This is a genomic window from Bradyrhizobium sp. UFLA05-153, assembly GCF_054185185.1.
In genome coordinates this window covers 42,073-56,372 of the sequence record NZ_JBBIAM010000017.1, presented here as the reverse complement: position 1 = coordinate 56,372, position 14,300 = coordinate 42,073, and the positions used below count along the sequence as shown (strand labels likewise).

Sequence of the window (14,300 nt, the reverse complement as noted above, 5' to 3'; positions counted from 1 at the left end):
CGAGGCGCGCGAAAGCCAATGGTGCGGCTTAACTTCGTTGATTCCAATTTTAGTAAGGACTGTCTGTGAGCGTGCAGCCCATCTGAGGACAAGGGGTGTACCATGCGTTCCAAGTTGATTGCCGCCTTCACCTGCACCAGCGCGCTCGTCGCAGCCGGTAGCGTTTCCGCCGCCGATCTCGCCGCGCGGCCCTACACGAAGGCTCCGGCCTATATCGAGCCGCTCTTCAACTGGACGGGCTTCTACGTCGGCGGCAACATCGGCGGCGCCTGGACCAATCAGCAGTGGATCAACAGTGCGAACACGACGCTGTTCGGCGATCTCTCGCCTGGCGAGGGCTTTCGCCAGCGCGGCTCCGGCCTCATCGGCGGTGCGCAGATCGGCTACAACTGGCAGGCCAGCAATTACGTGTTCGGTCTCGAAGGCACCATCTCCGGGCTCGACAACCACGGCACTGTCAACAACACAGTGTTCGGCGTCGGTCTGGACGATCAGTTCAGCTGGCGCACCAACGTGCTGGCGACGATCGTCGGTCGTGCGGGTTACGCCGTGCACAACAACCTGTTCTACATCAAGGGCGGCTACGCTGGCGCCAACAATCGCCTCTCGGTGTCCGACACTGTCGGAGTTGCGACCGGCTCGGGCGGTCAGACTCATTGGGCCAGCGGCTGGACTGTCGGCGCCGGCTGGGAGTACGGCATTACCCGCAACTGGATCGTCGGTGTCGAGTACAACTACGCCGCCTTCACGAGCCAGACCTATCAGCTCGCCGGCACGGCCGCGGGAACCTACACCTTCGATGCCAAGCCGCGCGACATTCAGTGGGCGGTGGTGCGAGCGAGCTACAAGTTCGACTCGCCGGTCATCGCGCGCTACTGAGACTCAATCGCTTCGGCAATGAAACGAAAAGCCCCGGCATCGGCCGGGGCTTTTTGCTTTTGGTGCAACAGTTAGGGGCGAACTATTGACCTATCGCGGCCTATTTTACCGCTGATTTGTTGCTGGATGTTGCTGACGCGCCACGTCAGCCGAAAAAGCGAAACAAGACGAAGTGGCGCCCAGGGTTCCAACTCGTTTGATCATGTCAAGAAAGCTATCCTTTCTCCCGGAATTAAATTCGCTTTTTCATGAAATTTTTGCAGGGGGAATTAATGAAATACCGCTTGGGCTGGGCGCTTGCAGCGTCACTCTTCTCAGTAGGAATTATCGGGACTGCATCGGCGGCAGACATGGCCGTCAAGGCACCACCTCTTCCGGTTCCGGAAGTCTGGACATGGACCGGCTTCTATGTCGGTGGCAATCTCGGCGGCGCGTGGTCGGACAACAGGCTCGGCTATGACATGCCGTTCACGACACCCGGCAACATCTTCACGTTCTGTGGTTCACCCGCAGGCGTAGCCGCCCCTGTCCTCGTGGGCGCCAATCCCTTCGACCTCTCGACCAGCTGCTCGCGTCCGAGCAGTTTCATTGGCGGCGCACAGATTGGCTACAACTGGCAGATGGGAACTTGGGTCGTCGGTATCGAGGGAGACGGTGCCTGGCAACAGCTCATCCAACATAGCTTTGTCCAGTTCGGGACCAACCGTGCGGTCGGAGCGCCCATGGGCACCGTCGCATCGGACACCGCCTATTTCCGCTCTGAGCAGGGTGCTCTCGGCACTGTCCGTGGCCGTATCGGCTATACCGGCGGCAACTGGTTGCTCTACGCAACCGGCGGTCTCGCCGTCGGCGCGGTGAAACACTCGATGACAGAAGTCCTTGCCCCGGGCGTCGCTTGTCCGGTTGCCCCCTCGGCAACGTGTCGCACGGTCAGCGACGATACAACGCGCGTCGGTTGGACTGTGGGTGCAGGCGCCGAATGGCTGTTCGCGAGGAACTGGTCGGTCGGCGCCGAATACCTCTATGTCGACCTTGGCAGGACGACGCTCACGCTGGCGCCGGCTGGTGGCTTTTTCTTCAATACGAGTACCGCGCGATTTGACGACCGCGAGCACGTGGCACGGGTCAAGATCAACTATCATTTTGGTGGACCGGTGGTCGCCAGATACTGATACCGGCTTGCCCGATCCTCTGATGCAAAGCCCCGGCCTCAAGCCGGGGCTTTTTTACGCGCGCCGTGATCTCAAGCCATCACCGAGAAGCCGCCATCGACGGGGATCGCGGTGCCAGTGACGAAATCGGAGGCGGGTGAGGCGAGGAACACCGCGATGCCGGCGAAGTCGTCGATATTGCCCCAACGGCCCGCGGGCGTCCGCGCGAGCACGCGCTCGTGCAGCCCGGTCACCTGCTGACGTGCGCCGCGCGTGAGATCGGTGTCGATCCAGCCCGGCAGGATCGCGTTGACCTGGATGTTGTCGGCCGCCCAGGCGTTGGCGCAGGCGCGCGTGAACTGCACGATGCCACCCTTGCTTGCAGCATAGGCCGGCGCGAAGCTCGCGCCGAAGATCGACATCATCGAGCCGATATTGATCACCTTGCCGCGGCCGGATGCCTTCAGCTCGGGATAGGCCGCCTTCGAGCACACGAAGGCGCTGGTGAGGTTGGTGTCGATCACCTTGCTCCATTCCTCGAGCTCGAGCTCGTGCGGCGGCTTGCGGATGCTCATGCCGGCATTGTTGACGAGGATGTCGATGCGGCCGAGCTCCTTTGCGACACGCGAGGCCATCGCCTCGACCGCGGCCTTGTCGGTGACGTCGGTCGCGACCGCGATTGCCTTGACGCCACGCTGGCGGAGATCCTCGACCGCTGCTTTCGACTTCGCTTCGTTGCGACCGACCACGGCGATGTTGGCGCCGGCATCGGCCAGCCCGCGGGCCATGCCGAGCCCGATGCCGCCATTGCCTCCCGTGACGATCGCGACCTTGCCGCGGAGATCGAACCGGCTGGATGTCATGCTGTGATGTCCTTTTCTTGTTTGGTTTTTCTACTGGCTGCTTTCCCAGATCAGGACCAGGCCGAAACCGGCCATGGCTATGCCATAGCCGGCCCATTGCAGCTGGTTGACCATGAAGCTCGATCGCGGCCAGGGAAACGTGCCCGTGCCCTGTCCGATCCAGATCAGGCCCATGGCAGTCGCGAACAGGCCTGCGGTCAGCAGAAATCTGCGCATGCGTCCCTCCCATTGGTCTGCTTCTGTCGCGCTGCGGCATCGACGATGCCGGCGGTCGCGAAAGGCTTGGACCAGACTAGCCGCAGCTTTGGTGCGGAGACAATGGCAGCCGGGCTGGGGGCCGGGCGAGGAGTCCTTTCGGCGTCGCGCGGGCAGAGGCGAAGGCCTATCGCAGCGCGCTCGGCGAGACGATCACGGATGCCGTTTCGGTGCGATCAAGACGCCGCTTCAGGACGCCTGCGGGGCACCGGCAAGCGTGCGGAATTGAATGCTGAAGGAAAAAGCCCCGGACGATGCCGGGGCTTTGAGTCTCGCATGAAGAGTGGATCAGTACTTCGCGACTACCGGCCACCCCAGTTGAAATGGTAGACCAGCGTGCTCCGGATCGTTTGAACGTATTTGTGAGAGTCGGTGTATCCAGCTGGGGTCGTGGTACCGAACGCGTAGTACGTGTCGCGCACTGTGCCAAAGTCCGAGAACCGATATTCGGTGTTCCACTTCAAGCCCGGAATCCAGCCCAGATCATATTCGAGACCGCTTCCGATGAACCAGCCATCCCGCCAGCCCGAATTCACACTAAAGAGCGGTGCCGTCGGAACCGGAAAAACGTTCCGGGTGAGATTGAAGCCGCTGAAGTGAGCCTGCGTGTAGCCACCGCTGAAGTAGGTGAGCAGGGTGGGCGTAACGAGCCAGCCGACGCGGGCGCCAACGGCCCAGGATTGGTCAAGCTTCTCGTCTCCGAAGTACGGCCAGGTACCGATCGAAGCGTTCCGAGTGCCGTGAATATCGGCGAAGTCATAGTCCGCCAGTGCGCCGACAACCATGTTCCAGCTGCCAAGCGCAAACTGGTAATCGCAACCGCCGCCGACCGTCCCGAACGAGCCGCGCCCACCTGACGTTGCCCAAACGGCGGAGTCGGGGGTACCCGCCAAGGTGAACTCCCGGGTATTTTGGCTCAGCAAGCCGCCTCCACCGCCACCACCGATGTAGCAGCCGGTCCAGCTCGCAACTGGAGCAGCAGCCAGCGGAGCTTTGGTGTAGGGCCGCGCACCCAGGTCGGCCGCCGAGGCGGAGCCGGTCATTGCGGCCAGTGCGGTGAGTGCAAACAGGTATTTCTTCATGCCAATCTCCCAACCTTCACGCGAGCGGCCTCGCGTCCCAAAACGTGCGGCCGGCGTGTTCGGCGCAAGATCGGGAATAATCTCCGCGCGTCTTGCCGTCTTGTTCTGTGGCGACGTTCGATTGGTCTGCGGCGAACTCATGGAATCATTGCGCGACAGGTGTTGCAAATAGAGCACCCGCCGGTGCCGCCAACGCCAATCGCATCAAGCGTTTGCGATAGTGCGGCGCGCAAAACCGCGTCTTGCCGCGCCGAGGCATCGGCGACTAGCGATCGACGCGCATGCTGGAGAGCGATCGGGGAGGAGGAGGCCTTCGCGGCTTCCGCCTCCCACACCACTGCACGTACGGCTCCGTGTCTGGCGGTTCGTCCTAGCTCAGTACTTGGCGACGACCATGCCGTTCGGGTTGGAACGGTAGACGGTCGATGCGCGCCGGCTCACCGTCAGTGCAGAGCAGCCCACAACGACAAAAGCCCCGGGCGATGCCGGGGCTTTTGATGCTTGGACCAGTTCAGTTCAGTGGCGACTAACGACCCCAGTTGAAGCGGTAGACGAGCTCGCTGCGCACGCTGTGCTCGCGGAATTTGTTGGTCTGGGCGATTCCGGTCGGACCGACACCAACCTGGTCGATGCTGACGTCCGCGCGGTCAAACTCCGAATAGCGATACTCGGTTTTCCAGAACAGGCCGGGGAGGAAGTTCAGGGCATATTCGTCACCGGTGCCGATGAACCAGCCACCTTTGGTGAAGCCATTGCTCGCAAGCGATGCGCCCAGGAAGTTGCCGTAGTCGGTCGACTTCCAGTGGGCCTGTGTGTAGCCGCCGGAGACATAGGTCAGGAGCTGGGGGAGAGCCAGGTAGCCGACACGGCCGCCGACAGCCCATTGCGAATCCTGCTTCCGCGTTCCCACCAAGAAGCCGGCCGCCGAGGTGTCACCGGACACATCCATGAAGTCGTAGTCGCCGAACAGGCCGATCACGAAATTGCTGACTTGATAGTCGCAGCCTGCTCCCACGGTGCCGAACCAGCCACTCGCGCCAGCCGTCGAGTTTCCGAGCAGCGAAACGCCAGTCGTGGTGATGGACTCGCTGTGATCGTTCCTGGTGTAGGCGCCGCCACCGCCGCCGGCGACATAGCAGCCGGTCCAGTTGGCGACCGGGGCAGCAGCCACCGGAGCCTTGGTGTAGGGCCGCGCGCCGAGGTCGGCGGCCGAGGCGGAGCCGGTCATTGCGGCCACTGCGGTGAGTGCAAACAGGTACTTCTTCATTCCAATCTCCCAAGCCCTTCACGCGAGCGGCGTCGCGTCCCAAAACGTGCGGCCGGCGTGTTCGGCGCAAAATCGGGAATAATCTCCGCGCGTCTTGCCGTCTTGTTCTGTGGCGAATTTCGATTGGTCTGTAGCGAACTCACTGGATCATTGCGAACAGGTGTTGCCGATAAAGCACCCTGCTGTGCCGCCAACGCCAATCGCATCAAGCGTTTAGCGACAACCCGGCGCGCAAAACAACGTCTTGCCGCGCCGAGGCTTCGACGTCGAAGTCAAGTTCCGCTTGCTCGGTACTTGGTGCCGACCACGCCGTCCGAGTTGGAACTGTAGCCGGTTGATCTGCGCCGACTCACCGTCAGTGCGGAGCAGCCCCACAAGGAAAAAGCCCCGGACGATGCCGGGACTTTTGAACTCGGATCAGTACTTCGCTCAGTACTTGGCGACCACCGGGCCCGCCCAGTTGAAGCGGTAGACCAGCTCGCTGCGCACGCTGTGCTCGCGGAATTTCTGGGACTCGCCGTAGCCGGTAGCAGGGCCGCCGTACCCGGTATAGTCGATGGTGACATTGGCGCGATCGAACTCAGAATACCGGTACTCGGTCTTCCAGAACAGACCGGGCAGGAAGCTCGTCAGAGCATATTCGTCACCCGTGCCGATAAACCAGCCGCCCTTGGTTGCTCCGCCAAGAGTTGCCGTTCCGCCCGCGAAGCTAAGTGAGGTGAGGGCCGTGCTCTTCCAATGCGCCTGCGTGTAGCCGCCCGACACGTAAGTCAGCAACTGCGGGAGAACGAGATATCCCACGCGGAGGCCGACGGCCCACTGCTGATCCTGCTTCTGGCTTCCAGTCGAGGTTGGGACGATGGTGCCGTCGATGCTGAGGTCGCCTCTAACATCCATGAAGTCGTAGTCCGCGAAGGCGCCGACCAGCCAGCTGGTGCCAGCGAATTGGTAGTCGCAGCCACCTTGGACGGTGCCGAACCAGCCGCGAGCTCCAGCTGTCCTATTGGGAGTGCTGGAAATCGGTACGCCGGTCGTGGCATCGTAGGTGTCGTTGTGATCGTTGTTAGTCATCGCGCCGCCGCCGCCGGCACCGACGTAGCAGCCCGTCCAGTTGGCGACCGGAGCCGCAACCGCTGGAGCCTTGGTGTAGGTCCGCGCCCCCAGGTCAGCTGCGGAGGCGGCGCCCGTCATTGCCGCGATCGCCGTGAAAGCAAACACAAACTTCTTCATTTCGAATTCCACCCCAGGAAGGGGGCGCGAGTGCCCCGGAATCGATTCAACCGATGGGTTGCTTATAAAGGGTTCCCTGGAAAATGCTGTTGCTGCTCCAACACAACAGCCGCGCGACTCCGCTGCCTGACGCGACGCGATAAGCTTCTGGCGTCAGAAGACGGTGTGTCCTGACGGGCTTGTCACAACGAAAAAGCCCCGGACGATGCCGGGGCTTTTGAACTCGGATCAGTACTTCGCTCAGTACTTCGCGACGACCGGGCCCGCCCAGTTGAAGCGGTAGACCAGCTCGCTGCGCACGCTGTGCTCGCGGAACTTCTCGGTCACCGAGCCGGCGGTCGTGCCACCGCCTGCCGCGGCAGCTACGTTGAGCGGCACGTTTACGCGATCAAACTCCGAATAACGATACTCCGTCTTCCAGAACAGGCCGGGCAGGAAGCTGGTCAGCGCATATTCGTCGCCGGTGCCGATGAACCAGCCCCCCTTGGTACCGCCGGGCACCGTGAAGGTCGCCCCGATGCCTCCCAGCGGGAAGCTCAGATCCGTGTCTTTCCAATGGGCCTGGGTGTAGCCGCCCGAGACATAGGTCAGCAACTGCGGCAGAACCAGGTAACCGACGCGAGCGCCCACCGCCCACTGCCAATCCTGCTTCTGCGAGCCCGTGAACGGGCCGACGGCCGGCACGTTGATATCGCCCCTGACATCCATGAAGTCATAGTCGGCGAAGGCACCGACCAGCCAGTTGCCAGCGAACTGATAGTCACAACCACCCTGAACCGTAGCGAGCCAGCCGCGTGCGCCAGTCGTAGTGTTTTGATCGACGGCAGCACCAGTAGCGGTGAGGAAGGTGTTATGGTCGTTGTTGGTCATGGCCCCGCCACCGCCAGCAGCGATGTAGCAGCCAGTCCAGCTCGGCACCGGAGCAACGGCCACCAGAGCCTTGGTGTAGGGCCGCGCGGCCAGGTCAGCGGCCGAGGCTGCGCCCGTCATTGCCGCGACCGCCGTCAGAGCGAGCACAATCTTCTTCATATCCAAATCCCCAACCAAGTAGCAGGCGCGAGCGCACTGATTCCGTTCAACTGATGCCTGAGCTTATAGACAGTTCCGGCCGGAAAGCTGTTGCTGCCGAGACACAATTGCCGGGAAACGATGTCGCAGGGGGACACGCCCTCGGCGCGTTGCGCCGCGATTGAGGGGCGGCGCCGATCGGGAGGCAAGAACGAAAAAGCCCCGGGCGATGCCGGGGCTTTTGAACTCAGATCAGCACTTCGCTCAGTACTTGGCGACGACCGGGCCGCCCCAGTTGAAGCGGTAGACCAGCTCGCTGCGCACGCTGTGCTCGCGGAACTTCTCGGTCATCGAGACGCCGGTCGCGCCACCGCCAACTGCAGCAGAGAAGTTAACCGGCACGTTCACACGGTCAAACTCCGAATAGCGATACTCTGTCTTCCAGAACAGGCCGGGCAGGAAGCTGGTCAGCGCATATTCGTCGCCGGCTCCGATGAACCAGCCACCCTTGGTGCCGCCGGGCACAGTGAAGGTCGACCCGAAGCCTGCAATCGGGAAGCTCAGATCCGTGTCCTTCCAATGGGCCTGGGTGTAGCCACCCGAGACGTAGGTCAGCAACTGCGGCAGGATCAGGTAACCGACGCGAGCGCCGACTGCCCACTGCCAATCCTGCTTCTGCGAGCCGACGAACCCGCCAAGCCCCGACGGGGCGAGATCGCCGTGGACATCCATGAAGTCATAGTCGGCGAAGGCGCCGACAACCCAGTTCTGGAACTGGTAATCGCAGCCGCCCTGCACGGTGCCGAACCAGCCACGCGCGCCGCTGGTGGCGTTGTTGGTGAGAGCAAGGCCCGTCACGGGATCGAAGAGGTTGTTGTCGTTGTTGGTCATGGCGGCGCCACCGCCGGCGCCGAGATAGCAGCCCGTCCAGCTCGGAAGCGGAGCCGCAACCACCGGAGCCTTGGTGTAGGGCCGCGCAGCCAGGTCAGCCGCTGAGGCCACGCCCGTCATCGCCACGACCGCCGTCAGAGCGAGTACAACCTTTTTCATATTTACATCCCCAACCTTTGGTCTGAGCACCGAGCGCAAGCGCCGCGAATTCTGTCGCCTGATACAGACTATAGTCGTTCCCAGCTAAAAAGCTGTTGCAGCGCAGGCACAGTCACCGGAAAACAATCCGCACTTCTACGGACGACGACCTCTGGTTGCGCGAGTCGCGTCAAAAATTCCACCGCGTTTATAAGGCGTTGGCGCTGGAAATGGGTAGGACTCTTGCGCCAATCAGGAATAGGACTCAGACGTCCAGCAGGTCCTCACTGGCGAATTCGGCTTTGTCCGAAATGAAGGCAAATCGTGCCTCCGCCTTGGTGCCCATGAGTCGTTCCACCGAATCGGCCGTGGTGTCGCGATCGTCGGCAAGCAGGACCACCTTGAGGAGCGTCCTCCGCGCCGGATCCATGGTGGTTTCCTTGAGCTGCGCCGGCATCATCTCGCCGAGGCCTTTGAAGCGGTTCACCTCGACCTTGGCGTTGGCGTTGAACTCGCTCTTGAGCAGCGCCTCCTTGTGCGCGTCGTCGCGGGCGTAGACCGATTTGGAACCGTGCGTCAGCTTGTAGAGCGGCGGCACCGCCAGGAAGAGGTGGCCTTCGTCGATCAGCCGCGGCATCTGCCGGTAGAAGAAGGTGATCAGCAGCGAAGCGATATGGGCGCCGTCGACGTCGGCGTCGGTCATGATGATGATCCGCTGATAGCGCAGATCCTCTTCGCGATATTGCGCGAGCGTGCCGGAGCCGATCGCCTGCACGAGGTCGGAGAGCTGGGCGTTTGCCGTCAGCTTGTCCTTGCCGGCAGAGGCGACGTTCAGGATCTTGCCGCGCAGCGGCAGCACGGCCTGAGTCTTGCGATCGCGCGCCTGCTTGGCGCTGCCGCCGGCCGAGTCGCCCTCGACGATGAAAAGCTCGGAGCCTTCCGTTCCCGCGTCGGTGCAGTCGGCGAGCTTGCCGGGCAGGCGCAGCTTCTTGCCGGCGGTCTTGCGCGCGGTCTCCTTTTCCTGGCGGCGGCGCAGTCGCTCCTCGGCGCGATCGATCACGAAGTCGAGCAGCCTGTTGGCCTGGTTCGGATTGCCCGAGAGCCAGTGATCGAACGGGTCCTTCATCGCCTGCTCGACGATGCGCTGTGCTTCAGCGGTGGCGAGACGATCCTTGGTCTGGCCCTGGAATTCAGGCTCGCGCACGAACACCGAGAGCATCACGGCCGCGCCCACCATCACGTCTTCCGAGGTGACGGAGGCCGCGCGCTTGCCCTGGCCGACGCGCTCGGCGTGGTCCTTCAGGCCGCGCAGCAGCGCGCTGCGCAAGCCGGATTCATGCGTTCCGCCATCGGGCGTCGGCACGGTGTTGGTGTAGGAGGACAGGAAGCCGTCGGCGTCCGCAGTCCACGCCACAGCCCATTCGCAGGCGCCGTGCGCGCCGTTGCGGCCCGACTTGCCGGAGAAGATGTCGGGGTGCACCAGCGTGTCGGCATGGATCGCGGCGGCGAGATAATCCTTCAACCCGCCGGGGAAGTGGAACGTCGCTTCCGCCGGCACGTCCTCGACGCCCTTCAAGAGCTCGGGCGCACAATTCCAGCGGATCTCGACGCCGCCGAACAGATAGGCCTTCGAGCGCGTCATCTTGAACAGGCGCTGCGGCTTGAACGCCGCCTTGGCGCCGAAGATGTCGGTGTCGGGCTTGAAACGCACGCGCGTGCCGCGGCGATTGTTGATCTTGCCGAGGTCCTCGAGCTTGCCCTTCGGATGGCCGCGCTCGAACGTCATGCGATAGAGTTTCTGGCTGCGCGCGACCTCGACCTCGAGAAGGGAGGAGAGGGCATTGACGACTGAGATGCCGACGCCGTGCAAACCACCCGAAGTCTCATAGACCTTGGAGTCGAACTTGCCGCCCGAATGCAACGTGCACATGATGACTTCGAGCGCCGACTTCTTCGGGAATTTCGGATGCGGGTCGACAGGGATGCCGCGGCCGTTGTCGGTGACGGTGAGAAAGCCGTCCGCGCTCAGGTCGACCTCGATGAAGGTCGCGTGCCCGGCAAGCGCCTCGTCCATCGAGTTGTCGATGACTTCGGCGAAGAGGTGATGCAGCGCCTTCTCGTCAGTGCCGCCGATATACATGCCGGGACGGCGCCGGACCGGTTCCAGACCCTCCAGCACCTCGATATCGGCCGCGGTGTAATCGGCCTCGCCGCCACTCGCACGCGAAGCCGCCTTGGCCGGTGCGCGCGGCTTAGGCTCGTCGCCGCCGAAGAGATCGCCTTTTGCTTTGGTTTTCAATTGCTTGGACATATATCTTGATGGGTTTTGAGGGCCGCGGAGGCGGCGAATCGGTTAGGCCGACTATGCCACGGCTGGCCTGAAAAAGTGACCGTCGGACCGGTCGCCGGTGTCGTTGCGGGCCAATCCCGGCGATTTTACGCCGCCTCGGCCCATTGTTCCCGGCAATTTGACATCGTGGCATGTATTGAGCCGGTCTTTGTGACTTGATGTCACGCAACGCCTTGGCTTACCAGTCCTTTTCACGATCCAGGACGCGAGGCGGGGCGGGGAAGGCATTTTTGGCAATGGAGCAGTATGCGCACGCACTGGCCGACTTCGTGCGCGTTCACCAGGTCTGGGCAGCACCGATCGTGTTCCTTCTGGCATTCGGTGAATCGCTCGCCTTCATCTCGCTCCTGGTCCCGGCCTGGGGCGCGCTGGTTGCGATCGGCGCCCTGATCGGGGTGAGCGGCATCAGCTTCTATCCGGTCTGGATTGCGGGTGCGATCGGGGCTGCGCTTGGCGACTGGGTCTCCTACTGGTTCGGCTTCCGCTACAAGGAGCAGGTCGCGCAGATGTGGCCGTTGTCGCGCTATCCGGAAATCCTGCCGCGCGGCGAGGCGTTCGTGCGGAGCTGGGGCGTGCCGAGCATCTTCATCGGCCGCTTCTTCGGCCCCTTGCGCGCCTCCGTACCGCTCGCCGCCGGCATTTTCGAGATGCCGTATTGGAGCTTTCAGGCCGCCAATTTCATCTCGGCGCTGGTCTGGGCGGCGGCGCTGTTGCTGTTCGGTGATGTGATGGCCAAGATCATGGAGTGGATCTTGCGCCTGGTGTGACAGTGTCAAACCTTGACGCCGGAACCACATGGCCTTATAGCCGCGCGCCATGATCAACGCCGCGACCATTCCGTTCGCCCGTCGCCGCCGCCGCACTTTAGCGGTTTGGGCGGTCGATCGCGTTTGAGATCATCGTCTTTGCCGCTGGATCCGATCCGCGGCATTCTCTCTCCTGTCAGCGCGATCTGATCCGGCGGCCCCCACAAGGAGCCCCAGCAGGAGACCACGATGTACACACCGCCCTTTTTCAAGCAGGACCGCGCCGCGAGCCTCAAGCTTGCGGACGAGCGCGGCTTCGGCACCTTCTGCGCGTGGGACGGCACCAGGCCGATCGCGTCGCAACTGCCGTTCTATGTGAGCTACGCCGCCGACGGCACGCCGCAGGTCGCCTTTCATGTTGCCCGTCACAATCCGCTGGTAAAGCTCGGGGACGGATCGACGTCCTGGCTGCTCGCGATCAATGGTCCGGATGCCTATGTATCGCCGGACTGGTACGTCTCGCCGGACCAGGTGCCGACCTGGCTCTATCAGTCGGTCCATCTGACCGGGCCGGTGCGCGTCTTGTCGGACGCGGAGCTCAGCGTCCAGATCGACACGCTCAGCACCAAGTTCGAGGACTGGCTGCTGCCGAAGAAGCCCTGGACCTCGGCGAAGATGACGGCGGGTCGGTTCGAGACGATGAAGAGGGCGATCGTGGGTCTGGTCATGACGGTTGAAGAGGTCGAAGGCAGCTTCAAGCTCAACCAGCACAAGTCCGAAGCCGACTTTGCTGCGGTCGTCATCGCGCTCGACAATGGCGATGCCGACGCGAAAGCAATTTCCCGATTGATGCGGCAGACGCGGCCGCAAATCTTCGCTGATCAAGCCGTTGCATATGACACGAACAAGCTCGAAAGGAGCCCGACATGAGCCTCGCTGAGACAAAACAAGCACCGAATGTCGGCGCCGCCACCAAGAAGCCGGTCGTCTTCGTCGACGGCGGCTCCGGCACGACCGGCCTTGGCATCAACGAGCGGCTCAAGCTGCAGGGCGACGTCGCGGTGAAGACGATTGCCGACGACAAGCGCAAGGATCCCGCGGCCAAGAAGGCGCTGATGGAGGAGGTCGATCTCGTCATCCTCTGCCTGCCCGATGACGCCGCCAAGGAGACGGTCGCACTCGTCGACAGCGTGGGTGCCGCGGCGCCGAAAGTGCTGGACGCTTCGACCGCGTACCGCGTCGCGCCCGACTGGGCCTACGGCTTTCCCGAGCTGACGCCCGATCAGGCCGGCAAGATCAAAGCGGCGAAAAAAGTCTCCAATCCCGGCTGCTATCCCACCGGTGCGATCGCGCTGCTGCGGCCGATCGTCGATGCCGGCCTCTTGCCGCAGGACTATCCCGTCACCGTCAACGCGGTGAGCGGCTATTCCGGCGGCGGCAAGTCGATGATCGCGAGCTTTGAAGACGGCAGCGCGCCGTCCTTCGAGCTCTACGGCCTCGGCTTCGAGCACAAGCATCTGCCGGAGATGCAGCTCTATTCGAACCTTACGCGGCGGCCGATCTTCATTCCATCCGTCGGCAACTACCGGCAGGGCATGCTGGTCTCGGTGCCGCTCCAGCTCGACACGCTGCCGGGCAAGCCAGGCGGCGCCGATCTGCAAGCTGCACTCGCCAAGCGCTACGTCGGTTCAAAGTACGTCTCGGTGATGCCGCTCCAGAACGAGGCGACCAAGGGCGGCCGGCTCGAGCCGGAGGCGCTCAACGAAACCAACATGATCGAGCTCTACGTCTTCGCCAGCGACAAGTATCACCAGGCGGTGCTGGTCGCGCGCCTGGACAATCTCGGCAAGGGCGCCTCGGGCGCCGCCGTGCAGAACCTGCGGCTGATGCTGGGATTGCCGGAGGACTAGCCGAGGGTTTCTCCGTCATTGCGAGCGAAGCGAAGCAATCCAGAAATGTCCCCGCGGAAGCGGTCTGGATTGCTTCGTCGCTTCGCTCCTCGCAATGACGAGGAAGAGAGCGTCAGAACACCTGGAAGATCGCCAGCGCCAGCACGGCCTGGGCGAGGAAGCCGACGGTGAAGGCGAGGGTGCGGAACACCGGCAGGCCGAGCGCGTAGACGATCAGGTGCGCGACGCGGGCCCAGAAATAGACGGCGCAGGCGAGCACAGTCCATTTGCTGGAATAGTCGATCGCATTCAGGATCAGCACCAGCGGCGCGAAGATCACGAGGTTCTCGACCGCATTGTCATGCGCGAACATCAGCCGGTTCGCCCATTCGGCGTGCGGCTTGTCGTTACGCGACGGGTTGGCCATCGCGCCCGAGAGGCCGCGGACCTGGCAGCGGTTGATGATGTAGGGGATCCAGAGGATGCCGGTCAGGATCACCGTCAAAGTCAGCCAGAACAATTCGCGCGTCATAGTCCGATCCCCACTTTAT

General features: G+C 62.9%; 14 protein-coding genes. 5 read left to right on the top strand and 9 right to left on the bottom strand.

All coding sequences use genetic code 11. The features are described from left to right. Nucleotides 1–102 precede the first annotated feature (102 nt). Nucleotides 103–879: an outer membrane protein gene (locus Q2941_RS12865; protein ID WP_458192714.1), complete on the top strand. Its 777-nt coding sequence runs from the start codon at nt 103–105 to the stop codon at nt 877–879. 248 nt (nt 880–1,127) lie between these two features. Further along, nucleotides 1,128–2,051, top strand: a complete 924-nt coding sequence (locus tag Q2941_RS12860; protein ID WP_458192713.1) for an outer membrane protein — start codon at nt 1,128–1,130, stop codon at nt 2,049–2,051. Nucleotides 2,052–2,122: 71 nt separating this feature from the next. Here Q2941_RS12860 and Q2941_RS12855 read toward each other — a convergent pair whose 3' ends face one another. The 8 genes from Q2941_RS12855 to parE form a co-directional block, all read right to left on the bottom strand. After that, the gene (locus Q2941_RS12855; protein WP_458192712.1) at nt 2,123–2,893 is read right to left on the bottom strand and encodes an SDR family NAD(P)-dependent oxidoreductase; all 771 of its coding nucleotides are present in this window, start codon (nt 2,891–2,893) and stop codon (nt 2,123–2,125) included. A gap of 30 nt (nt 2,894–2,923) precedes the next feature. After that, nucleotides 2,924–3,109: a hypothetical protein gene (locus Q2941_RS12850; RefSeq protein ID WP_027524613.1), complete on the bottom strand. Its 186-nt coding sequence runs from the start codon at nt 3,107–3,109 to the stop codon at nt 2,924–2,926. Nucleotides 3,110–3,450: 341 nt separating this feature from the next. Further along, nucleotides 3,451–4,407 carry an outer membrane protein gene (locus Q2941_RS12845; protein ID WP_458192711.1) on the bottom strand — a complete coding sequence of 319 codons (957 nt, stop codon included), beginning with the start codon at nt 4,405–4,407 and terminating at the stop codon, nt 3,451–3,453. Nucleotides 4,408–4,756: 349 nt separating this feature from the next. After that, complete coding sequence (locus tag Q2941_RS12840; protein WP_027524614.1) at nt 4,757–5,497, bottom strand: outer membrane protein; 741 nt, start codon at nt 5,495–5,497, stop codon at nt 4,757–4,759. A 429-nt stretch (nt 5,498–5,926) separates the two neighbouring features. Continuing rightward, the gene (locus Q2941_RS12835) at nt 5,927–6,727 is read right to left on the bottom strand and encodes an outer membrane protein (RefSeq protein ID WP_458192710.1); all 801 of its coding nucleotides are present in this window, start codon (nt 6,725–6,727) and stop codon (nt 5,927–5,929) included. A 240-nt stretch (nt 6,728–6,967) separates the two neighbouring features. After that, nucleotides 6,968–7,756, bottom strand: a complete 789-nt coding sequence (locus Q2941_RS12830; RefSeq protein ID WP_458192709.1) for an outer membrane protein — start codon at nt 7,754–7,756, stop codon at nt 6,968–6,970. 243 nt (nt 7,757–7,999) lie between these two features. Further along, entirely contained in the window at nt 8,000–8,785 is a 786-nt protein-coding gene (locus tag Q2941_RS12825; protein ID WP_458192708.1) for an outer membrane protein, read from the bottom strand. A 244-nt stretch (nt 8,786–9,029) separates the two neighbouring features. After that, on the bottom strand, nt 9,030–11,075 hold the full coding sequence (gene parE / locus Q2941_RS12820) for a DNA topoisomerase IV subunit B (RefSeq protein WP_027524618.1): 2,046 nt from the start codon (nt 11,073–11,075) through the stop codon (nt 9,030–9,032). A gap of 275 nt (nt 11,076–11,350) precedes the next feature. On the opposite strand from parE, the gene Q2941_RS12815 reads away from it, so the two are divergent. From Q2941_RS12815 to argC, 3 genes are all read left to right on the top strand, one after another. Beyond that, entirely contained in the window at nt 11,351–11,881 is a 531-nt protein-coding gene (locus tag Q2941_RS12815) for a DedA family protein (protein ID WP_027524619.1), read from the top strand. Nucleotides 11,882–12,109: 228 nt separating this feature from the next. Continuing rightward, on the top strand, nt 12,110–12,790 hold the full coding sequence (locus tag Q2941_RS12810) for an FMN-binding negative transcriptional regulator (protein ID WP_458192707.1): 681 nt from the start codon (nt 12,110–12,112) through the stop codon (nt 12,788–12,790). Then, a complete protein-coding gene (gene argC, locus Q2941_RS12805) occupies nt 12,787–13,770 on the top strand; it encodes an N-acetyl-gamma-glutamyl-phosphate reductase (protein ID WP_458192706.1) in 984 nt (327 codons plus the stop codon). Before Q2941_RS12810 ends, argC begins: the two co-directional genes overlap by 4 nt. A 112-nt stretch (nt 13,771–13,882) precedes the next feature. On the opposite strand, the gene Q2941_RS12800 is transcribed toward argC, so the two are convergent. Next, nucleotides 13,883–14,281, bottom strand: coding sequence for an MAPEG family protein (locus Q2941_RS12800; protein ID WP_254112309.1), 399 nt, complete (start codon nt 14,279–14,281; stop codon nt 13,883–13,885). Nucleotides 14,282–14,300 lie beyond the last annotated feature (19 nt).